The 24,028-nt window shown below is 67.5% G+C and carries 14 protein-coding genes; 6 read left to right on the top strand and 8 right to left on the bottom strand.

Annotated elements, in window-relative coordinates:
* The first annotated feature begins 13 nt into the window (after nt 1–13).
* The 5 genes from AC1DBX_RS12700 to AC1DBX_RS12680 all read left to right on the top strand — a co-directional run bounded on the left by AC1DBX_RS12700 (nt 14) and on the right by AC1DBX_RS12680 (nt 10,456).
* On the top strand, nt 14–5,617 hold the full coding sequence (locus AC1DBX_RS12700; RefSeq protein ID WP_476931887.1) for a DUF6531 domain-containing protein: 5,604 nt from the start codon (nt 14–16) through the stop codon (nt 5,615–5,617).
* A 30-nt stretch (nt 5,618–5,647) separates the two neighbouring features.
* Nucleotides 5,648–6,418 (top strand): hypothetical protein, encoded by a 771-nt coding sequence (locus AC1DBX_RS12695; protein WP_476931896.1) that lies wholly within the window; start codon nt 5,648–5,650, stop codon nt 6,416–6,418.
* A 653-nt stretch (nt 6,419–7,071) separates the two neighbouring features.
* A complete protein-coding gene (locus AC1DBX_RS12690; RefSeq protein WP_223915556.1) occupies nt 7,072–7,614 on the top strand; it encodes a PadR family transcriptional regulator in 543 nt (180 codons plus the stop codon).
* Between the two features lie 8 nt (nt 7,615–7,622).
* Nucleotides 7,623–9,332: an ABC1 kinase family protein gene (locus tag AC1DBX_RS12685; protein ID WP_476931895.1), complete on the top strand. Its 1,710-nt coding sequence runs from the start codon at nt 7,623–7,625 to the stop codon at nt 9,330–9,332.
* Nucleotides 9,333–9,403: 71 nt separating this feature from the next.
* Nucleotides 9,404–10,456 (top strand): alpha/beta hydrolase, encoded by a 1,053-nt coding sequence (locus AC1DBX_RS12680; RefSeq protein WP_476931886.1) that lies wholly within the window; start codon nt 9,404–9,406, stop codon nt 10,454–10,456.
* Nucleotides 10,457–10,499: 43 nt separating this feature from the next.
* On the opposite strand, the gene AC1DBX_RS12675 is transcribed toward AC1DBX_RS12680, so the two are convergent.
* From AC1DBX_RS12675 to AC1DBX_RS12655, 5 genes are all read right to left on the bottom strand, one after another.
* The gene (locus tag AC1DBX_RS12675) at nt 10,500–12,254 is read right to left on the bottom strand and encodes a gamma-glutamyltransferase family protein (protein WP_476931894.1); all 1,755 of its coding nucleotides are present in this window, start codon (nt 12,252–12,254) and stop codon (nt 10,500–10,502) included.
* 106 nt (nt 12,255–12,360) lie between these two features.
* Nucleotides 12,361–12,489, bottom strand: coding sequence for an MFS transporter small subunit (locus AC1DBX_RS12670; RefSeq protein WP_476931885.1), 129 nt, complete (start codon nt 12,487–12,489; stop codon nt 12,361–12,363).
* Between the two features lies 1 nt (nt 12,490).
* The gene (locus tag AC1DBX_RS12665; protein WP_476931884.1) at nt 12,491–13,885 is read right to left on the bottom strand and encodes an OFA family MFS transporter; all 1,395 of its coding nucleotides are present in this window, start codon (nt 13,883–13,885) and stop codon (nt 12,491–12,493) included.
* 199 nt (nt 13,886–14,084) lie between these two features.
* Complete coding sequence (locus AC1DBX_RS12660) at nt 14,085–16,643, bottom strand: helix-hairpin-helix domain-containing protein (protein WP_476931883.1); 2,559 nt, start codon at nt 16,641–16,643, stop codon at nt 14,085–14,087.
* 23 nt (nt 16,644–16,666) lie between these two features.
* On the bottom strand, nt 16,667–17,272 hold the full coding sequence (locus AC1DBX_RS12655) for an SOUL family heme-binding protein (RefSeq protein WP_476931882.1): 606 nt from the start codon (nt 17,270–17,272) through the stop codon (nt 16,667–16,669).
* 139 nt (nt 17,273–17,411) lie between these two features.
* On the opposite strand from AC1DBX_RS12655, the gene AC1DBX_RS12650 reads away from it, so the two are divergent.
* On the top strand, nt 17,412–21,041 hold the full coding sequence (locus AC1DBX_RS12650; protein ID WP_476931881.1) for a TM0106 family RecB-like putative nuclease: 3,630 nt from the start codon (nt 17,412–17,414) through the stop codon (nt 21,039–21,041).
* A gap of 486 nt (nt 21,042–21,527) precedes the next feature.
* Here AC1DBX_RS12650 and AC1DBX_RS12645 read toward each other — a convergent pair whose 3' ends face one another.
* The 3 genes from AC1DBX_RS12645 to AC1DBX_RS12635 all read right to left on the bottom strand — a co-directional run bounded on the left by AC1DBX_RS12645 (nt 21,528) and on the right by AC1DBX_RS12635 (nt 24,017).
* Nucleotides 21,528–22,355: a triose-phosphate isomerase family protein gene (locus AC1DBX_RS12645; protein WP_476931880.1), complete on the bottom strand. Its 828-nt coding sequence runs from the start codon at nt 22,353–22,355 to the stop codon at nt 21,528–21,530.
* 70 nt (nt 22,356–22,425) lie between these two features.
* Nucleotides 22,426–23,775 (bottom strand): MFS transporter, encoded by a 1,350-nt coding sequence (locus tag AC1DBX_RS12640; RefSeq protein ID WP_476851399.1) that lies wholly within the window; start codon nt 23,773–23,775, stop codon nt 22,426–22,428.
* Nucleotides 23,776–23,891: 116 nt separating this feature from the next.
* Entirely contained in the window at nt 23,892–24,017 is a 126-nt protein-coding gene (locus AC1DBX_RS12635) for a hypothetical protein (RefSeq protein WP_476931879.1), read from the bottom strand.
* Between the last annotated feature and the right edge of the window lie 11 nt (nt 24,018–24,028).

Here is a 24,028-nt window from a genome sequence, read left to right as displayed (position 1 = left end):
GGGGGCTTTGGTTGTGACCGATTTCGTTGAGGTGCCGCTGTTGCCGGCGTCGGATGCTTCTCATGGCGGGCGGTTCAGTTATGCCGTGGCCGAGGCGGTGCAGTCGGTATTTGAATCGGCGGCGTCGCGGGTTGAGGGGCAGGCGGGGTCGCGGGCTTCGTATGTTTCCACGGCGAAGACGGACTTCCAGGGCCATTTCTCGGACCTGTTCGCGGCGAACGCAGTAACGGCTGCGGGCGACGCGGAGGCCCTGGTCTCAGCATTGCGGACGGTCGCCGGCTATGTGGGGCAGATGATCGAGGCCGGGCGTGATGAGGATGATCGGCGCCGGCGGAACAACGAGTGGGTCCGGGAGCACAACGACCGGAACGGCTTCGAACAGGCCAGGGACTGGTTTTTTGGTGAGTCGGAGCGGCCGAACGCGGATCCGGGTCCGGCCCCGTCGTTTGCTCCGGCCTCGGCGGCCCTGGGCTCACGGGAAACCCCGGCGCCCGGTGGCGGGTATGGAGGCGGGACGTCCTCGGCGCGGCCGGCTGATCTGCGGTCCTTCGCGGCAGGGTCGCGGGGCCTGGACGACGGTTTGGCGGCCGAGCCGGGCTCGTTGCACGGGCAAATGTCCTCGTTCGCGTCTGCTTGCTACTGGGGTTCAATAGACGCGTCCGGAGTGATCACCGCATACCGGCGGTACTTGCAGGCGAACGAGAACGACGCGAAATGGGCGGTGACGGTTGCGGATGCATTTGCCGCCGCCGGCGGCGAGGGGGCCGTGTCGAGTGTTTCAGACGCGGCGGTGAACGAGGCGCTCGCTGCGGCGGGGGTGAGTGCGACCCGGTCCTCGTTGGCGATTGATCCGCCCACGGCGGCCGGTGCGATGCCGACCAGCGGGTACGCCAATGATCCCGTGAACACCTCAACGGGAAACTTCATCGAGCCGGAAACGGATCTGGGGTTCGCCGGGGTTGCCTCAAACGTGGTGCTGTCTCGGATGTACAACTCGCTGGCGTCAGGTTTGGAGATGCCCGGGGTGTTTGGTCCTGGGTGGGCCTCGGTTCTGGATCAGTACCTCGCGGTCTCGGATGAGGGCTGCCGGTGGGTGATGGCCGACGGCCGGGCCGTGGACTTCCCCCGGGAGGGCACCGGCTGGGGCAGGGGTGTGGGAGAGAATTACTGGCTCACCCGGGAGCCCGCAATAACAGCTGACTTGGCGGAGCTGGGTTCCCTTCCGGAGGGCACGTCCGAGGCCCTGGTGGTCCGGGACAACCAGGGCGCGTGGTGGGCTTACAGCCTGGCCGGCGTGTGGCTCGGTGCCGGGTCCGGGCCTGGCCGGACGGCGTCCGTTCTCCGGGAAGGGCCAGCTGACGCCGGCAGTGCCGGACTGGTGACCCGGCTGGCGCATGTGCGGGGCCGTTTCCTCGACGTCGAGTACGTGGACGGGCTTGTTGCCGTGGTGAGGGCCTCGGACGGGCGCCGGGTGGAGTACGCGTACGACGCCGCTGGCAGGCTGACGCGTGTGGAGACCGGGCTGGGGACGCGCACCTACCGGTGGAATGAGCAGGGCCTGATCGAGGCCGTGGTCTCGGCTGCGGGCGTTCTCGAGGCAGAGAACACCTACGACGAACACGGCAGGGTTGTCCTGCAGACCTCCCAGCATGGGCGCCGGACCAGGTTCGCGTATCTGCCGGGCCGGGTCACGGTGGTTTCGGATGAGGACGGTACCCGCTCAAACTCGTGGATCGCCGATGCGAAGGGCCGCCTGGTCGGGGTGCTTGATTCCCATGACCAGCGTCAGTCCATGGCGTATGACGGCCACGGAAATCTGGTGTCGTTCACGGAGCGCGACGGGACGGTCACGGTGCACGCCTACGACGGGCGGGGCCGGAAGACCCGGACCGTGACCCCGGAAGGCTCGGACCTCACCTACGGCTGGGATGAGCAAGACCGCATCACCACGCTGGTGACGGAGTCCGGGTCGGTCGTCTCGTATGAGTATGCCGATGAGGTGTCGCGGGATCCCTCGGTGATCCTGGACCCGCTGGGCGGGCGCACCGAGCTTCAGTGGCGGAACGGGCAACTGGCCCAAGTAGTGGATCCGGCCGGAGTGACGGTCGGCTTTGAGTACGACGGGTTCGGGGACCTGGTCGCGACCCGGAACGCTGTAGGAGACATCGCAAGGATCGTCCGTGACCATGCGGGCCGCCCGGTCACGGCCATCAGCCCGTCGGGCGCTGAGACCCGTTTCAGCTACGACGCCGCGGGCCTGCTGGTGCGGCGCGAGGATCCGGACGGCGCCGCCTGGGCCTTCGAACACGATTCGGCGGGGCGGACGACGGCGTTCGTCGCCCCGGACGGCGGGCGGACCGAACTCGAATACGCCGTCAACGGTGAACTGGTCCGGACAATCGATCCGTTGGGCCGGGCCATTGAGCGGGTCTTCGATGAGCTCGGCAACGTCACCGCCGCGGTGCTGCCCGACGGTGCCCGCTGGGGCTTCGTCCATGACACGCTTTCCCGGCTGGTCGGGATCACGGACCCCGCCGGCCATGACTGGGTACGGGAGTACGACAAGATCGGCGCCCTGACCGCCGTCGTCGACCCCACCGGGGTCCGCACAGACGCTACCGCGGACCGCAAGGCCGGGACGGCGACGCTGACGGACGCGTTCGCATCCTCGACGTACAGCTTTGACGAGTACGGGCGCCCCAGACAGGTCCAGGGGGTGGACGGCTCCGCGGAGCTCATCTCCTATGACGCGGCGGGCAACCCGGTGGAGCTCGTCGACGGCGACGGCGGCCTGACGGTCCTGGGCCGGGACGTGGCCGGGAAGATCACGTCGATAACCTCCCCCAGCGGTGCCGTTACCCGGTACGAGTATGACCTGTGCGGGCGGCCTTGGAAAACCACGGACCCGCTCGGCGCGGTCACGGAACTGGCCTACGACGCCGATCAGCGCGTCATTTCCCGGACGCTGCCCACGGGCGAGGTCGAGACCTTCGAGTACGACCCGTGCGGACGGCTTGTGCTGCGCCGCACCCCCGGCCAGGGCGTTTCCCGGTACGGCTACGACAAGGCCGGGCGGCTGACGTTCAGCCAGGACTCCTGGTACGGCACGCGCCGGTTCAAATACAACACCGCCGGCGAACTGACCGAGACCGTCAACGGCGTGGGCGGCCGGACCCGGTTCGAGTACGACGTTCGCGGGCGCCTGGTCCGGATCACCGATCCCCTGGGCGGGGTGACCACCCGCACCTACACGGCCACGGACCAGGTTGATTCCGTCACCGATCCGCTCGGGCGGATGAGCACCGCCATCTACGATCCCGCCGGGCGGCAACTGTCCCAGACCGACCCGGACGGACACACCACAACCTGGACGTATGACCGGGCCGGCCGGGAATCCTCCACCTCGTTCGACGGGAAGCTCATTGCCGGCGTCGAACGCGACCTGATACGCCGCCGCGTAATCATTACCGATTACATGGGCGCTGACGGGCTGGCCGTCGAGCACGAGCTCGCGTATGACCGCTGCGGGCGGCTGGCGTCCCGCACCCGCGGCGGCCGGGGAATGTCGTGGAAGTACGACGCTGACGGGAACCGCACCGGTTTCACCGACGCGCACGGAACCACCACCACTTATGTCCGGGATGCCGCGGGCCGGGTGACCGCTGTCAGCAACCCCCGGCTCGGGGAGGCCGTGTTCTCCCACGACGCGTCGGGGCGTATCACCGCAGCCACTGCCGGGAACCTGGTCCAGGAATGGGCCTACCGCTACGGGAGCCTGTCCGAGCACAGCCGCACGGACCGTTCTGACCCGCTCTCGACCGACGTCACCCTGATCGGCCGTGACGAGGACGGCCGGATCACGGCCCTGACCCGCGCCGGTACCGTGACCCAGTACGGGTATGACGGGGCCGGCCAAATGGTCTCGGCCGCCACCACCCGGAACGGGGAGCCGGGCCTTCCCTCTGCGGTCTCCGAGTGGATGTACGACGCCGGCGGGCGCCTTATCCGGGAATCCACGCCGGGTGGCTCCCGGGTCTATGAGTACGACGCCGCTGGACAGCTCCTCGCCGTCACGGACGCTGACGATTCACGGACTGAGTATGTTCATGACGGCCTGGGCCGCCGCACCCGGCTCATCCACCCGGACGGGTCCTGGACCGAGTACTCGTGGGGTCAGAGCGGCCAGCTGAAGAGCGTTGCCGACCGCACGCCCGACGGCATGGAAACTTCCCGGCATGAGCTGTGGGTGGACGCCCTCGGCGAGCTGGCGGCCGTTGATGGGTCGGAGCTGTGGTGGGACACCGCCACCCCCATCCCCACCCTGGCCGGCTTCGGCGGTGAACAGGTCCTTTCGTTGCCTGGTGGTGTCACCGGTATCGAGGACGCCTGGATCGCGCCGGGCTGGCGGGCCGCCCGCCCCACCGACCAGTCCGACCCCTGGGCCGTCATCGGCGCGCCGGCAGTCCCTGGCCCGGGTCCGGGTGGCACTGCCGTTGGTGGTGCCGCTGGTTTGGGTTCGGTGTCCGGGCTGGCCGGTGTGCTGTCCGCCGGGATCACTCTGACCGGCAACGGCGGCCTGGACATCGCTGGCCTGGAGTGGCTCGGGGCACGTGCGTACGACCCCGCTACTCGTGGTTTCCTCTCCACCGATCCTCTCTCCCCCGTCCTCGGCGCGGGCTGGGACGGCAACCCCTACGCCTACGCCGGCAATAACCCCCTCAACACCACCGACCCCTCCGGGCTGCGTCCGCTCACTGATGAGGAGCTGAAGGCCTACGACAAATCGGCCGGGAGCCACTGGGAGTACGTCGTTGCGGGACTCGCCGTGGCCGCTGGCGTTGCTGCATTGTTCGTGCCGGGGCTCAACATCATCGCGGCAGGAGCTATCGCCGGGGCATTGAGCTCGGGTGGCCTCTCGGTCTTTTCCCAGAAATCGCAGAAGGGTTCGGTCGACTGGTGGTCGGTCCTCGGCAACACCGCGATAGGCGCGGCTACCGGTGCTGCAGGTGGCGGCGCGGCCATGTGGACTAGGGGCGTCCTCGCGGGTGCGCCGGCCGGACAGGCTGCAGCAGCGCTCGGAGTAAGTGCTGGCGCCAACGGGGTCGTCGGTGCGGGTGCAAGCGCCGCGAGCTACCTTTATCAGAAAGGCGGGCGCATCAATAACGGCTGGGACTTTGCGGGCAAGATCGCTGGTGGTGGCTTCGCCGGTGCCGTAGGCGGCCTCGCGGGGCCGGCCGGCGGCAGCCTCGCCAGAGGGATGTCATTGTCGTCGACCGGCGTGGTTGCCAAGGCCGGAACGATGGCCATCAGTGGCGTTGGTGCGGGAACAGGTTCGATGCTGGAGAACGTCGTCGCCGGGGATCCCATTGACCCCGCGAAGGCCGGGGCAACAGGCCTGTTTGGAGCGGGTGCTGCCGCGATACCTGTGGGGCGCATACCGGCGTTCAACCAGACCGGCGTTAGCACGCTAAGGCAGATGCCGTACTTTGCGCCTCGGACTGTGAACGGCATGTTTAACTACAACCAGACGAATACCGTGGGACTGTGGGGAGGCGCCTTTGGAGGTGGCACTGTCGGCTTCGGTGGCGACCAACTCCAGAGCGCACTCGGATGGTGAGCAAATCAGGCCTAGAAAGGGTTGGTTGTTGTGGGAAGAAAAGCTGAGCATCCGGTAAGGAATGCTCTGATCCTTAGTGGCGTGTTATTGAGCGCAACGGTCGCGGTGATCCTGGTAGGACCTCAGGACCACGTGTCACAGGAGGTCGTGGCACTACTCGCCGGCCTGGCCGTGGGTGTGTGGTTGCTGCGTTTCTCGCCGCCCTGGCGATGGCTAGCCATGTTGGTTTTGGTGCTTTCCCTCGTTCTCTGTTTGGTGTTGGGCCCAGCCGGAATCGCGTGGTTCGGTGGGTTTATTTCGGGCACTCAGGCAGGACTGGCCTGGCAGCATGCGAATAAGCGGAGCCGTCAGCCCGCTAAGCCGAGCCGGGAAACCACAAATAAGGCGGAGTGGCTTGTTGATGGGCGGGGCCTTAGCACCGTCGCGGAGGCACGTGAGGCGGCTGGTGCTGCGCTGCATTCCTTGGACGGGAAGTTGCGTGGACGGCTGGCTGTTGAGCATGGGTCGGCACGTTTTGAGGTGGCCGGTGGTGTTGGGCTGGGGATGGTCTGTCACCGGAATGCTGATGCTGACCAGGAGAGTTCCTGGGCGGTGTTGTTGCGGCCCGGACAAGCGAAGGATGAATCGGTGGATGTGCCGATGGGTGATGCGACGGGCTTCATTCCTTCTCGGTTCGTTAACGACCTCGGACCTGTCGAGGCGGCTCTGGCAGATTTCCTCGGGAACCCGGGATCAGCGTCGTTGGGCCCGGAATGGATGACGGGTAACGACGCAGAAGCCACTCGCCTAACCACTTTCTAACCACTAAATGGTGTCGCGATTGGCAGGAATGTGAGATCGTCGCGGCCCGCTTGTTCCGAGACGGCGAGTTGGAAAAACGGGTCGAGTATCCCACTGGATTAGTAATCAGCGATTCCGAGTTACAGACATAAGTTGGAGTCGTTCTGAACCACATGGGCCTTTGACCACAATGCTGAATCAGTGGAGCCCCTGGAGCGACTTGCAGGAGTGTCAGCGGATTGCCGATCGCCTTTTTCGGGAGGGCCGGAGGGAGGATTGGGTTGAGTACTCAACGGCCATCGTCGTGCCGGGTTAGGCGTTGGGGGAATACTCAGCAATGCTTCGAGGACAAAAGGCCGGCCGCCGCGCTCAACGGCGCTAGTGATTTGCACGTCGCGAAATCTCCAGATCGACCGTGGCGACCAATTCTGAAGTAGGAAAAGCGTATGGTTCGGTGGATTTATTTTGGGCACTCAGGCAGGACTGGCCTGGCAGCATGCAAGTAAGCGCCGTGAGCCCGCTCAGCAGGCCCGGGAAACCGCAAAAAAGGAACGCTGACGGCTGTCGGATCACGATGCAAGATGTGGATCGCCGGCGCTCTTGGTTTCGCAAATTTGCGCGTGTATCGTTGGCTATCGTTGTATATCGTTCACGGTCGTCCAGAGGAGAGCATGATGCGCAGTTCTTACCCGGCAGGCGGATTTCGCGGCAACAATGTCGACGGCATGTGGCAGGCCGTAGAGGAGTTGCGTTCGAGGTTCGAGAAGCGCTCGGGTTCCCGGGCGGGGCGTGGCGAGGTGCGCTCGGCTGTGCTGGCACTGCTCGCCGAGCGGCCGATGCACGGCTATCAGATTATTCGTGAAATCGAGGAGCGCAGCGGCGGCACCTGGAAGCCCAGCGCCGGCTCCGTCTATCCGACCCTCCAGCTGCTGGCCGACGAGGGCCTTATCCGTGCTGAGGAATCCAACGGCCGCAAGATCTATTCCCTGACGGACGCGGGCCGCGAGGAGATGGCGGGTGCCGGTACGTCAGCGCCCTGGGAGTCGACGGGTCCGGCGTCGGGCTCGGGATTCGCGGCGCTGCCCAAGGCGGGCGTCGAGCTCGCGCAGGCCGCCTCCCAGGTGGGACGCACCGGCACACCGGAGCAGGTGCAGGAAGCCGTGGCGGTGCTCGATGACGCGCGCCGCCGGCTGTACGCGATCCTCGCCCAGGGCTGACCGGGGTGATGTCGGTTCGCCGGGACCGGGCAGCTCCGGGACCCGGCGCCCGGGGCCACCGGGCCCGTTACCGCCGCATCCTGCGCTTCGCCGCATGGCATCTCGCGGTGACCTGGTGGTTCGAGCTGTTCCTCCCCCGCATCGGGCTGGTGCGGATTGCCGAGCGCACCAGGGCGAAGAGGATGCGGCGCTTCGCGCAACGCTTCCATGCGCTGGCGGTGGACCTCGGCGGCCTCATGATCAAAGTCGGACAGTTCCTGTCCTCCAGGCTCGACGTGCTGCCGCCCGAGATCACCAAGGAACTCGAGGGGCTGCAGGACGAGGTGCCTCCGGTTTCGTTCCCCGCGATCCGCGCCCTCGCCGAAGCTGAGCTGGGCGCGCCGCTGGAGCAGTTGTTCGCCTCGGTCGAGGAGACACCGATCGCAGCAGCGTCCCTCGGGCAGGCGCACCGGGCGAGGCTTGGCCCGGGCGACGCCGCCGACACCGGGCTCGACCGCGTGGTGCTGAAGGTGCAGCGGCCGGGCATCAAGGCCATTGTCGACGTCGACCTGGCGGCACTGCGCAAAGTGGGCGGCTGGCTCAGCCACGTGCGCCTGGTGTCCGATCGTGCCGACATGCCCGCCCTGGTCGAGGAGTTTGCGCAGACCAGTCTTGAGGAGATCGACTACCTGAATGAGGCGGCGAATTCGGGGCGGTTCGCTGCCGATTTCGCCGACGACGGCCGGGTGGAGGTGCCCGACGTCGTCTGGGAACGGAGCACCCGCCGCGTGCTCACCCTCGAAGACGTCACGGCGATCAAGATCACGGACTCGGAGGCACTGCTGGCGGCGGGCATCGATCCGGCCCAGGTCGCCCCTGTTTTTGCCTCGGTCATGTTCGACCAGATTTTTACGAGCGGATTTTTTCACGCCGATCCGCACCCGGGGAACATCTTTGTCACGCCGGTTGCCGATCCATCCACGGAGCGCCCATGGAAGCTGACATTCATCGACTTCGGCATGATGGGCGAGGTTCCGGCGAGCACACGCAGCGGTCTGCGGAAGCTGCTCATCGCCGCCGCTTCGCGTGACGGCAAAGGGTTGATGACCGCGATCAGCGACGTGGGGGTGTTGGTGCCCTCAGCCGACACGGTCGAGCTTGAGCGGGCGATGACGCACCTCTTTGCCCGCTTTGGCGGGATGGGCTTCGCCGAGCTTCGCGAGGTTGACCCCCGGGAGTTCCGTGATTTTGCGGTGGAGTTCGGTGACGTGGTCCGCTCGTTGCCGTTCCAGATGCCGGAGAACTTCCTGCTCATTATCCGGGCGATGTCACTGACGTCGGGTGTGTGCAGCTCGCTGGACGCCCGGTTCAATCTGTGGGACTCGGTCGAACCCTATGCGGCGCAGCTGCTGCGCGACGAGCGCGGCAACATCGTGCAGGACGTTGCCCAGCAGGCGCTCGATGCCGCCGGGATGGCGCTGGGTCTGCCGAAACGTCTGGATGGGCTGCTAACCCGGCTCGAGGACGGTTCACTGTCGGTAGCAAATCCGCGCCTTGAGCGGCAGCTGGGACGGCTTGACCGCACGGCGCAGCGATCGGCATCGGCGCTGATCTTCGGCGCCCTGCTGGTTTCCGGCTCCGTGGTCCGCGCGGATGACATGGTGCTCGGCAATGTCCTGATGATCGCGTCGGTGCTTCCGCTGCTGCATGGGCTGTGGGTGGGGCGCAGCGGCCGCTGATCGAGCCGGTGACGGGGTTTTGTCGCGCCCGGACCCCTTTGGGTTCCGCTGCCGGGGGATATCATCAAACCGTGAAGGAAGGCCAGCCTTTTCGTCCTGCGAACCACACCGAAACCCCCGGCCCCGGCCCCACAGGGCCCAACCCCACTTCCTGGAAGTCCTCGACCCTGAACGGGAGCGGCGCTCTCGCGGCGGCCGCCCTGATAGTGGTCCCGCTCTGGATGCTGCTCAGCAACCCGGCCGTCCTCGGCGGCCACCCCGCCCTGCCAACTCTCCTGGTGACCGCCGTCGCACTGGGGATTCTTTGGGCGCTGATTCTGGTCAGACGCTGGTGGTTCGGCGGCAAACAGCAGCGTAGCGGTGACATTTCCACCTGGCAGTTGGTCCGCGGGATCGCAGGCAGGCTCACGGTCCTCGGTTTCGTGGCGGCGCTGATGTGGCTTAGCCCGTTCCCCCACCAACCCGACCGGGAGAAGGCGGTCCCGGCCAATGGACCCACCGCGACCGCGCCAGCCGGGCCAAAGGCTGCAGAAGACGCCACTTCGATCACCCTTGCCCCGGCGGGCAAAGCCACCACGGGTCTCGTCTTCTACCCCGGCGCCAGGGTCGACGCGCACGCCTATCAGGAGCTGCTGCAGCCGCTCGCGGACGCGGGTCATCTAGTCGTCATCCTGAAACCACCCCTTGGCGTCTCCCTGCTGGACACCACCCAGGCCCGTGCAGCCATGGACCGGCATCCCGAAATCACTTCCTGGGCCGTCGGTGGTCATTCGTTGGGCGGCGTGAGCGCATCATCCTTCGCGGCGGCGAATCACGACGTCGCCGGGCTGCTGCTCTTTGCTTCGTACCCCGCAGAGAACATGGCGGACGCGCAGGGCCTCTCGGTGCTCTCCATCTCCGGCTCAAACGATGGCCTGAGCACGCCGGACAAGATCGCGGCGTCAAGGTCCCTGCTCCCGCCAACCACCACCTACGCAACGGTTGTGGGCGGCGTGCACGCGTTCTTCGGTGACTACGGTGGGCAGCCCGGGGACGGCGAGCCGGGCATCAGCCGCAACGAGGCGCAGCAGCAGATAGTTGCCGAGTCGCTCCGCTTCATGGACCGGCTCAAGGCTTCCGGCTAGGAAGCGAGCATTCCTCAGCTCCACCGCTACGCACCGCCAACCGCTACCGGCCCGCGGCGTACCCTTGCGCACCGCGCGGATTTGCGGCAGCCTGCAGGATCCCGGTCTCAGGATCCCGCACGACGGCGGACAACCGCCCCAGCGCCCAGTCACCAGCCCGGCTGACCACATGCCCGCGGCGTTCCAGCCCCGCGATGACGTCCTCACCGAGCCGGTCCTCGACGACGGCGCCACCGGGCTCCCAGGTGCGCGGCCAGAAGGACCCGGGCACCGACGTCGTATGGAACGTCGGTGCGTCGATGGCCTGCTGCGGCGAATACCCGCCCACGATGGTCCGCAGCAGGTACGGCAGCTGCCACTGGTCCTGCTGGTCGCCGCCGGGCGACCCCAGCGCGGTCACGGCGTGGCCGTGCCGCAGCACGAGCGTGGGCGTCAAGGTGGTGCGCGGGCGTTTGCCGGGCGTCAGAGTGGACGGCGTGCCGGGCTCCAGCCAGGTCATCTGCAGCCGGGTGCCCAAACAGAAGCCCAGCTCCGGGATCGCCGGGGAGGACTGCAGCCAGCCGCCGGACGGCGTGGCGGAGACCATGTTGCCCCAGCGGTCCACGACGTCGATATGGCAGGTATCGCCGCGGGTCTCCCCCGCGGGTGTCACGGTGGGCTCGCCGACGCCGAGTCCGGCCGCGGAGGCATGGCCCGCGAGCGCCGGCGGCGTGTAATTGGTGCGCAGTGGTGGCCGGTACGGCTCCAGCCCGGGCACGGTGCCAGGCCGGAATTCGTGGGACGCCCGTTCCGTGATCAGGGCCCGGCGGCCGGCACAGTAGTCCTCCGACAGGAGGTAATCGAGCGGCACGTCTGTGTCGCCGTAGTAAGCTTCCCGGTCCGCGAGCGCGAGCTTCTGCGCTTCCAGTATGGTGTGCGCCCCGAGCTCGGTGGACGGATCAAGGAACCGGTCCTCGAAGCCGGACAGGATGGCCAGGGTCTGCAGCAGCGCCGGCCCCTGGCCCCACGGCCCGGTCTTGGCGATCGTGTGGCCGCGGAACTCGACGGTGGCGGCCGCCTCATACCCGGCTTCGAATCCCGCGAGATCGTCCAGGGCGAGCACTCCGCGGTGATCCGTGCCCGAGGAATGCCGGTGCGGGGACTGAACCGACGCCACCATGGCGCGGGCCACGAACCCCTCCCGCCACTCGCGGCGGGCCGCATCAATTCCCGCCTCGCGGGTGGATTCCCTGACTCCGGCCTGCACGAGCCGTTCCAGGGTGCGGGCATAGGCCGGGTTCCACACCAGCTCGCCCTCAACCGGGATTCGGCCGCCCGGCATCCACAGCTCAGCGGACGTGGGCCAGTGCGCCTCGAACAGCGCGGACACGGCCGCGATGGTGGTTCCGACCCGGCCGAGCATCGGGTGCCCGTCCCGCGCGTAGCCGATCGCGAAGTCCAGGACCGCGTCCAGCTCCCACGTCCCGTGGTCACGCAGCAGCAGGAGCCAGGCGTCGACGGCGGCAGGCACCGCGGCGGCCAGGGCACCCGATCCCGGAACGAGGTCCAGGCCTTCGGCCACGTAGTGCTGCACGGTGGCCCCGGCCGGCGCCGGGCCCTGCCCCATCAGGACTATGGGCTGCTCCGGCCGGTCCGCGGTGACGAAGATCCCGGTCATGTCTCCGCCGGGCCCGTTGAGGTGCGGTTCCACCACGTGGAGCACGAACGCTCCCGCCACCGCGGCATCGAAGGCGTTCCCGCCGCGCTCCAACACGGACTGGGCCGCCGCCGTCGCAAGCCAATGCGTGGACGCGCTCATCCCAAACGTGCCCTGCAGCGTGGGGCGGGTGGTGAACGCCTCCGGGCGTGTGAACGGCACACTCACCGCGCGCGAACTACCACCGAAGACTTCTGCCACCACGGTGTCAGCCAAACAGGGCCGCCACGCGGGTGAGGGTCTCATAGACGCCATACGCGAGCGGCACGCCGACAAGCCCCCAAGCGATGACCAACCTCCCGGTGGACGGTGTGACCGAATTCTGTGCAGTACTCATTTCAGCCCTCCAAGGCAGGTTCTTCGGCCCGGACGCGGCCAGGACGTGGTTCGTGGAATCGTGCGTCCACCGGCGTGACCAAGAGGTTCGCCACGAAACCGATCACCAGCAGCCCCACCATGGTCAGCAAGGCGGGCTGGTAGGACGCGGCGTTGAGCGCGCCGGGCTTGCCCTGCGCGTCCAGGAAAGCGTTGACGATCAGCGGCCCGGCGATGCCCGCCGCGGACCAGGCCGTCAGGAGCCGGCCGTGGATGGCTCCGACCTGGAACGTGCCGAAGAGGTCGCGCAGGTAGGCGGGGGCCGTCGCGAACCCGCCGCCGTAGAAGGAGATGATGACGAACGCGAGGGCCACGTAGAGGACGGTGGACGTAGAGCCGGCCAGCGCCAGCACGGTGTAGAGCACGGCGCCGACGCCGAGGTAGACCATGTAGATGCGCTTGCGGCCTGTGACATCGGAGGTGGCGGACCAGGCAAAGCGGCCGGACATGTTGCCGATCGAGAGCAGCCCCACGAAGCCCGCGGCCACTGCGGCGCTGGCCAGGGACGTGCCGTCGGGCTGGCGGAAGAAGTCCTGGATCATCGGAGCGGCCTGCTCAAGGATGCCGATCCCTGCCGTGACATTGCAGAACAGGGCGATCCAGACGAGCCAGAACTGCCTGGTCTTGACCGCGTTCCGGGCGGAGACGTTGTCCGTGGTGACCAGCGAGGCGGCCTTGACCTTTGCGGGGTCGAAACCTGCCAGTTTCCAGCCCTCGGCCGGAACTCTGATGGTGAACGCGCCGAACATCATGTAGGCCAGATAGACGACGGCGAGGGTCAGGAAGAGCTTGCCCACCGACTCACCACTGGCCACCCAGCCTTTGGCCCCGGAGTTGGGATCGTACATTTTGAGCAGGGCCGTGGAGACCGGGCTGGCGATCAGGGCGCCGCCGCCGAACCCCATGATCGCCATGCCCGTGGCCAGTCCGGGCCGGTCCGGGAACCATTTGATCAGGGTGGAGACCGGGGAGATGTAACCGATCCCCAGTCCGATGCCGCCGACGACGCCGTAGCCGAGGTAGACGAGCCAGAGCTGGTGGCTGAAGATGCCCAGGGAGCCGATCAGGAAGCCGCTCGCCCAGAACGCGGCGGAGGTGAACATCGCCTTGCGGGGCCCGTTCCTGTCCACCCAGGTGCCCATGATGGCGGCCGAGAGGCCCAGCATCACGATCGCAACGGAGAAGATCACGCCGATCTCGGTCAGGCTCGCGCCGAAGTGCTTCACCAGCGCGGTCTTGTAGACGCTCGTCGCGTAGGCCTGGCCGATGCACAGGTGCACCGCGAGGGCTGCCGGGGGGACGAGCCACCGGTTAAATCCCGGCGGGGCGATGGTTCGTTCGCGGTCCAGCAAACCCATAAGTACTCCCCTGCTCGTCAACGGACATCGGTGTCCAGCACATTGCGGAAACGGCCCTCTGCCAGGGCCTCTGACCGAGCTTCCGGTAGAGGGCCGTTGCCTCCGGCAATCATGGTGCAGATCGTCAGCAAACGTACTACTTATGCGCCAAGCGGTAGGGAATCCGCGACGAACGGTGGTGCGGCAGCCGCACCGGGCGCTACTTGCCCAGGCCGGCCTTCCGGAGTGCCTCGGCCATCGCGGTGTTGACCGGCGACGGCGTGGGGGCCGGCTTCTGCGGTTGCCTGCCCGGCGTCCGCCGGTCGGCTGCCGGTTTCCCGGACGGCTGCCTTCCGGACGGTTGATTCGACGGCTGGGTCGACGACTGGGTCGACTGCGCCTGCGCCGCCGGCTGCCGCGGACGTTCCGGCCGCGAGTCCGCACGACCGCCGGCCGGGCGATCTCCGGCACTGCGGCCGCCCGCCGCACGACCGCCGGAGGCCGGTTCGTCGTCGAGCCTGAGGGTGAGCGAGATGCGCTTCCGCTCCGGATCCGCCTCCAGCACCTTGACCCGGACCACCTGCCCGGACTTCACCACTTCACGGGGATCGGAGACAAAGCGGTTGGCCAGGGCCGAGACGTGCACAAGCCCGTCCTGGTGCACCCCGACGTCGACGAACGCGCCGAACGCGGCCACGTTGGTCACCGTTCCCTCCAGCACCATGCCGGGCCTGAGGTCCGAGATCTTCTCGATGCCTTCAGAAAACGCTGCCGCCGCGAAGGCCGGACGCGGGTCACGGCCGGGCTTCTCGAGCTCGGCGATGATGTCCTGCACGGTGGGCAGGCCGAAGGAGCCGTCCACGAAGTCCTGCGGATTCAGCGCCGCAAAGCTTCCCGCAGCAGGCGCTTTACCGGCAGTCGCCTTGATTTTCCGGGCCACGGGGTAGGCCTCCGGATGCACGCTGGAGGCGTCCAGCGGCTCCGCTCCCCCGGTGATCCGCAGGAAGCCGGCGCACTGCTCAAACGCCTTGGCGCCCAGCCGCGGGACCTTCTTCAGCTCGCTGCGCTTGGCGAAGGGCCCGTGCTCGTTCCGATACGCCACAATGTTCTCGCTCAGCAGCGGCCCGACCCCGGCCACCCGGCTCAACAGTGCGGGCGAGGCGGTGTTGACGTCCACGCCCACCGCGTTCACGCAGTCCTCGACCACCGCGTCCAGGCTGCGGTCCAGCTTCGCGGCCGTGACGTCGTGCTGGTACTGCCCGACGCCGATCGACTTCGGCTCAATCTTCACCAGCTCCGCGAGCGGGTCCTGCAGCCGCCGGGCGATCGAGACGGCGCCGCGCAGGGACACATCCATGCCGGGCAGCTCCGCCGCGGCGAGCGCCGACGCCGAATACACGGACGCCCCGGCCTCGGACACCACAATTTTCTGCGGCTTGTTTTCCGGCCCGGAGGAGAGCTGCTTGAGCAGTTCGGCGGCTAGCTTGTCCGTCTCCCTCGACGCGGTGCCGTTGCCGATCGCGACGAGTTCGACCCCGTGATTCGTGGCGAGGCCCACGAGGGTCCGCAGCGCCTCGTCCCATTTCCGGGCCGGGGCGTGCGGGTAGACGGTGTCCGTCGCGACCACCTTGCCGGTGCCATACACCACGGCGACCTTGACGCCGGTGCGCAGTCCCGGGTCCAGGCCCAGGGTGGCGCGGTTCCCGGCCGGCGCGGCGAGCAGCACATCGCGCAGGTTCGCGGCGAACACACGCACGGCCTCGTCCTCGGCGGCGGCGAACATCCGGCTGCGCAGGTCTGCCGTCAGCCGCGCCAAGACGCGCGAGCGCCAGGCCAGCTGCGCGGTCTGCAGCAGCCAGGCATCGGCGGGCCGGCCGCGGTCGGCAACCCCGAGGAACCTGGCCACGGCCGCCTCGTACCGGCCGCGCGCGGCAGTGAGGGCGGCGTCGTCGTTCGGATCAGCCTCGGCGAGGTCCAGCTCCAGCGCGCCGTCCTTTTCTCCGCGCAGCAGCGCCAGGACACGGTGCGAGGGCATTCCGGCCGGCTGCTGGGAGAACTCGAAGTAGTCCTTGAATTTCTGGCCCTCGGATTCCTTGCCCTTCTTCACCCGGGACACCATCCGGCCCTGGGTCCACAGCCGTTCCCGGAGCGTGGCGGCCAGGTCAGCGTCCTGCGCTACGCGTTCCACCAGGATGGAGCGGGCACCGGCGAGCGCCGCGGCCGGGTCCCCGATCGAGTGTTCGGCGTTGAGGTACTTGGCCGCCTCGCGCTCCGGGTCCAGTTCGGGGCGCTTGAGCAGGGCGTCGGCGAGCGGCTCCAGTCCGGCTTCGCGGGCGATCTGCGCCTTGGTGCGCCGCTTGGTTTTGAACGGGAGGTAGATGTCCTCCAGCCGCGACTTAGTGTCGGCGCCGACGACGGCGGCCTGCAGTTCCGGGGTCAGCGCGCCCTGGGCGGCAATCGCCTCGAGGATACTCCGGCGGCGGTCCTCAAGCTCGCGCAGGTAGCGCAGCCGCTCCTCCAGCTCGCGGAGCTGGGTATCGTCCAGGGTGCCGGTCGCTTCCTTCCGGTAGCGGGCGATGAAGGGCACTGTGGACCCGGCGTCGAGCAGATCCACGGCGGCCTTGACCTGCCACGGCAGAACGCCGAGCTCGCCGGCGATCTGGGCGGCGATGCCGGACTCCTGGGTGTGCGGCGTGCCGGTCTGTGGTGAGCCGGTCTTCGCGGACGGGCCGGAGGCGGGCGAGGCGGGTGAGGCGGGGCGCTGCGGGTGTTGGGTCACCAAACCATTTTGCCTTACCCCGGTCAGCGGCCGGGCTCGCCCGGAGGAGTAAAGGGCTCCTGCACGTCCTGAACAACCTCGTTGCGGCGCAGGAACCACGGCTTGAACGGCGGATCAAAACGGGCGAATCGTGGCGGCCCCACAGGCTTCAGCCCGGCTAGCTTCAGTGCCTCCTGGAGGCCATCGTTTCGCCGTACAAAGGCCGCCTCCGACCCGCTGCCGGAGAACCGAAGGGCGGCTGCCAGGGAACCTGGCTGGGCCCGGACTCTAACGTCTGGGTTCGCCGGGACCGGCGCCGTCTCCGCCGTCACCCCAGCGGGGAGCACAAAGGCCACGATGAAATCAGCGGGCTCTGCGCTTCCCGGCAGCGGGCCGCTTTGCAATACCGGCGCGGTCATCGCCAGCTTTTGCGACGGCCCGGGCCCCTGGATCACCGGGGCCGTCATCGCCAGCTTCCGTTGCGCCGTGTTGCTGCCGCTGATGTAGTTGAACAGGTGCCGGAAAGCGGCATTCCCGGCGCGGTCGAAGGTCGCTTTGACCTCTATTTCCGCTACGGCGTACGCGGGATAGCGGCGCAGCTCGAAGTGCGCGTAGCGCCGGACCAGCTCATACGGTTGCTGTTCGGTCATAGTCCTCAGACCCTACGCCGGTCCTGCGACAGGAACCAGAGGACATTGCCTGGTTCCGGTCCCGTGTTTGACTGTCAGAGGGCTTTGATAGCTTGAATAGCGGAGGCACCAACAACGGGGCACCAGCAACGGGGGCACAGTGTTTTTTCTTGAACCTGAGGTACCGGGCACATCACCGGATCTGGTCTACTCCGCGAGCGACCTCGTGGTGGCAGCGAGTTGCGAGTATCAGCTGCTGCGGAAACTGGACGAGAAGCTGGGCCGGTCCCCCAGGGCTACGTTCGAAGACGACGAGATGCTCAAGCATGCAGCGGTGTTGGGTGACCTCCACGAGCGCAAGGTCCTCGGCGGTTTCGTGGCGAAGTTTGGCGACTGGGATCCGGCCACCGGGCACGGAGTGTACGACGTCGTCCCGGCCGAGGCCATGGACCGCGCCACGCTGGCGGCCAAGCACGCCGAGTCCATTGGGGCGCTGCGCGCGGGAGCCGACGTCGTCTTCCAGGCCGCCTTCTTCGACGGCCAGTTCCACGGCCGCTCCGACTTCCTCGTGCGGCAGTCCGACGGCAGCTACGCCGTGTTCGACACCAAGCTCGCCCGCCACGCAAAGGTGACGGCTCTGCTCCAGCTGGCCGCCTACGGCGACCAGCTGCTGAAGGCCGGGATCCCGGTGGACCCGGCGGTGACACTCGTCCTTGGCTCGACGGTGCAGCTGCCCGGTGGCGGATTCGACTACGTGCGAAGCCACCACAAACTCTCCGAGATCCTGCCGGTTTTCCGCGAGCGCCGCGAGCGTTTCCTCGCGCTGACCGCCGCGCACATCGCACAGCCGGGAACAGTGGGCTGGGGCGCGCCCGGGCTCACCGCCTGTGGCCGCTGCGATTACTGCCAGGAGCAAGTCAAAGCCACCGACGATCTCCTCCTCGTGGCCCGGATGAACTCCGTGCAGCGCAAGAACCTCCACGAACGTGGGATTAGTTCAGTCACTGACCTGGCGCAAGCGACCCTCACCAAGCCCACACCTACGCTCCTGCGCCTGCAGGAACAGGCGCGGATGCAGAGCGGCGTTGGCCCTGCCGACGGCGAAGTCTGCTACCGCAAGGACGGCGAAGAGCACACCATCCGCTACGGCGTCCTGCCCGGGAACACCTTGGCCGAGCTGCCCCCACCGAGCCGGGGCGATATTTTCTTCGACTTCGAAGGCGATCCGCTGTGGCAGGACCGCGCCACGGGAGTGTGGGGGCTCGAGTACCTGTTCGGCGTGATTGAGGCGCCCACCGAGCCCGGCAGTCCGGGGATTTTCCGGCCATTCTGGGCCCACAGCCGGGAGGCGGAGAAGCAGGCGTTCCTCGATTTCCTTGACTATGTCGAGAAACGCCGGCGGGACCACCCGGACATGCACGTCTACCACTACGCACCGTATGAAAAAACGGCGCTTCGGAAACTCTCGGTGATGCACGTTGCCGGGGAGGACATCGTGGACGAGTGGCTCCGCGAAGGCCTGCTGGTGGACCTGTACCAAACGGTCCGGAACAGCATCAGGATCTCCGAGAACTCTTACAGCATCAAGAAGCTCGAGCCGCTCTACATGGGGGCGAACCTTCGAACTGGCGAAGTGAAGGACGCCGGCGCCTCCGTGATTGCCTATGCACGGTTCTGCGACGCGAGAGACAATGAGCGGCCCGACGAGGCGGCCAAAATCCTCGCCGGGATCTCCGACTACAACGAATACGACTGCCTCTCCACGCTGGAGCTCCGGAACTGGCTGCTCGGGCTGGCCAAGGAACGCCGGCTGGAGCAGCACGGCGCGGAGGCGGGCGCGGCGTCCGGTGCGGAGGCGGGCGCGGCGTCCGGCGCGGAGGACGGCCCCGACGACGTCGGCTCGGCACGAGCCGATGCCGCGCTGGCCCCGGCTGAGCTGGCACTGATGGAATTTGCTGAGCCGGGCGGCGGCTTGTCCGAGGACGACCGTAAGGCCGTCGCCATGCTGGCCGCGGCCGTGAGCTATCACCGCCGGGAGCGCAAGTCGTTTTGGTGGGCGCACTTCGACCGGTGTGAGCACGGTCCGGACACGCACGAACGGGACCGGAACGTTTTCCTCGTCGAATCCGCGGAACTCCTCGACGACTGGCAACAGGCGGGGACCAAACTTCCGGAGCGGCGGGTCAAGCTGTCCGGCTCCGTGAGTCCCGGGTCGGACCTCCGCGAGGGCAGCAAATGGTTCCGCATGTACGAGCTGCCTCTTCCCGTCGGGCTGGAGGGTACCGGCAAGAACGGAACCGGGCGGAGCGGATGGTTCGGCACGGAGGTCCTGGAGCTGGGGCATGAGGACGGCAAGGACACCGTCATCATCCGGGACCGGCTGCACCGGAAGATACCGCCCTACAATGACCTCCCCATTGCGCTGACGGAAGACCAACCCCTCGCCACCAAGAGCCTCGAGCAAGCACTGGCAGCCCTTGCTGACACGGTGGTCGCCGGCCTGGGGTCCGGCTCCTTCCCCCGCCATCCTGCGCTTGACCTCGTCCGGCGTCAGCCGCCGAGGCTGGCCGCCGGAGCTTCACTGCCGCAGCCTGGTGCCGGACCGGACCGCTTCATTGAAGCCATCACGGCGGCCGTGCTGGCCCTTGACCACTCCTACCTGGCGGTGCAGGGTCCGCCCGGAACGGGCAAGACCCATGTGGGGTCCCACGTCATCGCCCGGCTCGTGGCCCGTGGCTGGAAAGTCGGCGTCGTCGGCCAGTCGCATGCGGTGGTGGAGAACCTGCTGAAGACCGCCGTCACGAAGGCCGGGGTCGACCCGGCGCTGGTGGCAAAAGACGTGAAGCACAACGACGCCCTGCCGTGGGCCCGGCGCACCGGCAAGGACGTTGCGGAGCTGTTGGGTGCGCCTGGAGGCGCCCTCGTCGGTGGCACGGCGTGGACCATGACCGGCGCCACCGTCCCGGCCGGCTCCCTGAACCTCTTGGTGATTGACGAGGCCGGCCAGTTCTCGCTGGCCAACACCCTTGCCGTGGCCCAGGCCAGCAGCCGGCTGCTCTTGCTCGGCGACCCGCAGCAGCTGCCGCAGGTCAGCCAGGGCAGGCACCCCGAGCCGGTCGACGAGTCTGCCCTGGGCTGGATTTCCGCAGGCCACGCCACGCTGCCGCCCGAGCTTGGCTACTTCTTGGCCGACTCGTGGCGGATGAACTCAGAGCTGTGCCTGGCCGTCTCGGAGTTGTCCTACGAAGGCCGGTTACGTTCCGCCCCGCCCGCGGATCTGCGCCTTCTGGAAGGTGTGCCCGCGGGGATTGAGACGGTGATGGTGCCGCACAGCGGGAACACGACGTCGTCGGCCGAGGAGGCTGCCGAGGTCCTCGCGCAGGTGCGCCGCCATTTGGGCCTTTCCTGGCACACCGCAGACGGAGCCCGGCCATTGGAGGCGGCCGACATTCTGGTGGTGGCTGCCTACAACGCGCAGGTCAACGTCATCCGCGATGCCCTGGACGCCGCGAATCTCGCCGGCGTGCGGGTGGGGACCGTGGATAAGTTCCAGGGCCAGGAGGCCGCGGTCGTGATTGTGTCCATGGCATGTTCTGCGGTGGCCGAGGCTCCGCGGGGCATGGAGTTCCTGCTCTCGCGGAACCGGATCAATGTGGCGGTGTCCCGCGGCCAACGGCGTGCCGTGATCGTCCGCGCGCCCGAACTAACCAACTACCTCCCCGCCCACCCCGAAGGTCTGGAGCAGCTGGGCGGCTTCATCGGCCTGTGCCAGAGGTCAGTCCGCGCCTAACTGTCTTTGCCGCACCGTCCGACGAGGGACATGCTCATTCTTCGGTGGCCTCAGCCTGGGACATGCTCATTCTTGCCCTCGACCAAGGGACATCTAGGCATCATGCCCATCGCACGCGGCCAAGGCCGGACATGTCCACTCTTCACTGCCCACTCCACGGAACATGCCCATTCTTCGATGGCCACAGCATGGGACATGCTCATTCTTGCCTTCGACCAAGGGACATCTAGACATCATGCCCGTCGCACGCGGCCAAGGCCGGACATGTCCACTCTTCGCTGACCACTCCACGGAACATGCTCATTCTTGCCCTCGACCAAGGGACATCTAGGCATCATGCCCGTCGCACGCGGCCAGGGCCGGACATGTCCACTCTTCGCCACCCACCCAACGGAACATGTCCATTCCTCGCCAGCCACCCCACGGGACATGCTCATTCTTGCCCTCGACCAAGGGACATCTAGGCATCATGCCCGTCGCACGCGGTCAAGGCTGGACATGTCCCACGGGGGTTGGTTCCGGTGCAGTGAAGCCCTCGGCCAGCAGGAGTGCCTCATCCAGCACGGCGCCGAAATTCACGGGGTCGTGTGCAATCCGGCCCAGGAACAGGCCCGAGAGACCCTCAAGCGTGGGCAGCAGTCCGGGCTTCGCCGATCCGCCGTAAATGACCGGCAACCCTGGCACGCCGGCGGCGGTGAGCTGGTCCCGGAGCCGGCTGACGACGTCGGACACGTACGCGGCGGCGGCCGGCTCGGCCGCGCCGATGGCCCAAACCGGTTCGTAGGCCACCACCAGACGGCCGGCGAGGTCCCAGTCGCCGTCGACGGCCGACTCGATCTGGCGGAACACAAAGTCCGCCGCGGCCGCCGGCTGCCCGCCGTCGCGCTCCCCCACGCACAGCAGCGGGGTGATCCCGGCGTCGTCCGCGGCCCGGACCTTGAGGGCCACCATGGCGTCGTCCTCGCCGAAGTGCTGCCGGCGTTCGGCATGGCCGATCTCCACGAGCCGGACGCCGAGTTCCGCCAGCATGGACGGGGCCACTTCCCCGGTCCAGGGCCCGTCCGCCCAGCCGCAGTTCTGCGCACCGAGCAGCAGCGGCGAACCCGCCAGGAGCCGGGCCGCCGCGGGCAGGACGGGGAAGGACGGGATGACAAACGGGACAACCCGCCCGGCCGCGAGGGCCGGGCGGGTGTCCACTTCGTGCTGCAGCCGCTCGAGCCAGTCCAGGCTGTCCCGGTAGCCGAGGTACATCTTCGTGCTGACCCCCACCAGGATGCGGGTGTTGGAGGTCTGGCTGCCGGGGTTCTGCTGCATGTGTTGGTGCTTTCTGCTGGATCCAGTGGATGGGCGCTGGACGTCGCGCTGGAAGTGAGGCCGGGAGACTTTACTGCTCCAGCAGCTCGTCGGCCTTGTTCTTGAAGCGGCGGGTCGCGAACATCATGGCCGCTGCCAGGAACGGGAGCACGCCGAGGGCATAGACGCCCATGGTCCCGGTCTCCGAGGCGGTCATCTGGTTGACCGAGGTGCGCAGGATCGGCGCGACGAAGCCGCCGAGGTTTCCGAGCGAGTTGATCAGGCCGATCCCCGCGGCCGCGGCGGTTCCGGTGAGGAACGCCGTCGGGTAGGACCACGCGATGGGGCCGATGGAGAGGAACGAGCACACGGCGAGGGTGATGAAGATGATGCCGAGCGCCGGAATGTGGTTGGCGCCGGCCCACGCGGAGCCGAAGATGCAGAGTCCGGTGGAGATGAACAGCCCGGTGCCCCAGACCCGGCGGCGGATCACGGTGTTCGCGGCCTTGCCGATGAAGTAGCAGGCGAAGATGCCGAAGAACCACGGGATGGCTGCCATCAGGCCGACGGCGATGCCCACCTTCTGGCCGGTCAGCTGGGCGACCTGCTGCGGGAGGTAGAAGGTGACGCCGTAGACGGCGATCTGCAGGCAGAAGTAGATGACGGTGAAGTACCAGACCTTGCCGTTCTTCATGGCCGCCAGGACGCCGCGCGGCCCGGACTCTTCCTTGACGGTGTCCTCGAGCGCCATGACCTCCAGGAGCGCGTTCTTCTCGTCCTTGTCCAGGAACTTGGCGTCCTGCGGGCTGTTGATCAGGAAGAAGTACGCGGCGACGCCGGCGACGACCGCCAGCATTCCCTCGACGAAGAACATGACCTGCCAGCCCTGGACGCCGGGCACCTGGTCGCCGATGTTGATCAGCCAGCCGGAGAGCGGGGCGCCCAGCATCTGGGAGAACGGCTGGGCCAGGTAGAAGATGGCGAACATTTTGACGCGGACCTTGTTGGGGAACCACGCGGCCAGGAACATGATGACGCCGGGGAACAGCCCGGCTTCGGTGACACCCAGCAGGAACCGCAGGATGATGAAGGACGTCTCACCCTGCACGAACGCGAAGCAGGCCGAGACGATGCCCCACGTGATGGCGATGCGGGCCAGCCATACCTTGGCGCCGAACTTGGTCAGGAGCAGGTTGCTCGGGATCTCGAACAGGGCGTAGCCGATGAAGAAGATCCCGGCGCCCAGGGCGAAGGCGCCGGCGCTAATGCCCTTGTCCACGCCCAGGGCAGCTTCGGAGAAGCCGACGTTGGTGCGGTCCAGGAAGGCGACCACATACAGGATCACCAGCATGGGCATCAGCCGGCGGGAGGCCTTGGAGATGGCCGATTTTAGGACCGGTGTCTCCAGTAGGTCCCGGGTGGACGTTGTTGTTACGGTCATCAAAAAACTCCTCGTCGAGCAATCAGTGGTGTAACTCAGGGGGGTGAATCAGTTGCATGAAAGTGGCCGGATGAGGCCGAGCCAAGGCAGGCCAGGTCGGCTCCGGCCGGAGAAAACTAGCGCGAAAAAACCATCATCAGGACGCCGGCCACGCAGGCCAGGATCCCGACGGCGAGGTAGATCTTCCGTCCTTTGCTCCAGGCTGCGAATCCGGACGCGCGGGTTTGGGTGTGTTGTGCCACGAGGCTTCTTC

It is taken from the genome of Arthrobacter sp. 10N44_2, assembly GCF_056394385.1.
The sequence above is the reverse complement of the archived record's forward strand: the minus strand, read 5'-3'. Positions and strand labels throughout refer to the sequence as shown.

What these genes read in the sequence shown, in the direction of transcription:
- AC1DBX_RS12655 (WP_476931882.1), bottom strand. Translation starts at nt 17,272, where the DNA reads ATGACCGAACAGCAACCGTATGAGCTGGTCCGGCGCTACGCGCACTTC.
- AC1DBX_RS12645 (WP_476931880.1), bottom strand. Translation starts at nt 22,355, where the DNA reads ATGCAGCAGAACCCCGGCAGCCAGACCTCCAACACCCGCATCCTGGTG.
- AC1DBX_RS12675 (WP_476931894.1), bottom strand. Translation starts at nt 12,254, where the DNA reads ATGAGCGCGTCCACGCATTGGCTTGCGACGGCGGCGGCCCAGTCCGTG.
- AC1DBX_RS12670 (WP_476931885.1), bottom strand. Translation starts at nt 12,489, where the DNA reads ATGAGTACTGCACAGAATTCGGTCACACCGTCCACCGGGAGGTTGGTC.
- AC1DBX_RS12640 (WP_476851399.1), bottom strand. Translation starts at nt 23,775, where the DNA reads ATGACCGTAACAACAACGTCCACCCGGGACCTACTGGAGACACCGGTC.
- AC1DBX_RS12665 (WP_476931884.1), bottom strand. Translation starts at nt 13,885, where the DNA reads ATGGGTTTGCTGGACCGCGAACGAACCATCGCCCCGCCGGGATTTAAC.
- AC1DBX_RS12685 (WP_476931895.1), top strand. Translation starts at nt 7,623, where the DNA reads ATGTCGGTTCGCCGGGACCGGGCAGCTCCGGGACCCGGCGCCCGGGGC.
- AC1DBX_RS12690 (WP_223915556.1), top strand. Translation starts at nt 7,072, where the DNA reads ATGCGCAGTTCTTACCCGGCAGGCGGATTTCGCGGCAACAATGTCGAC.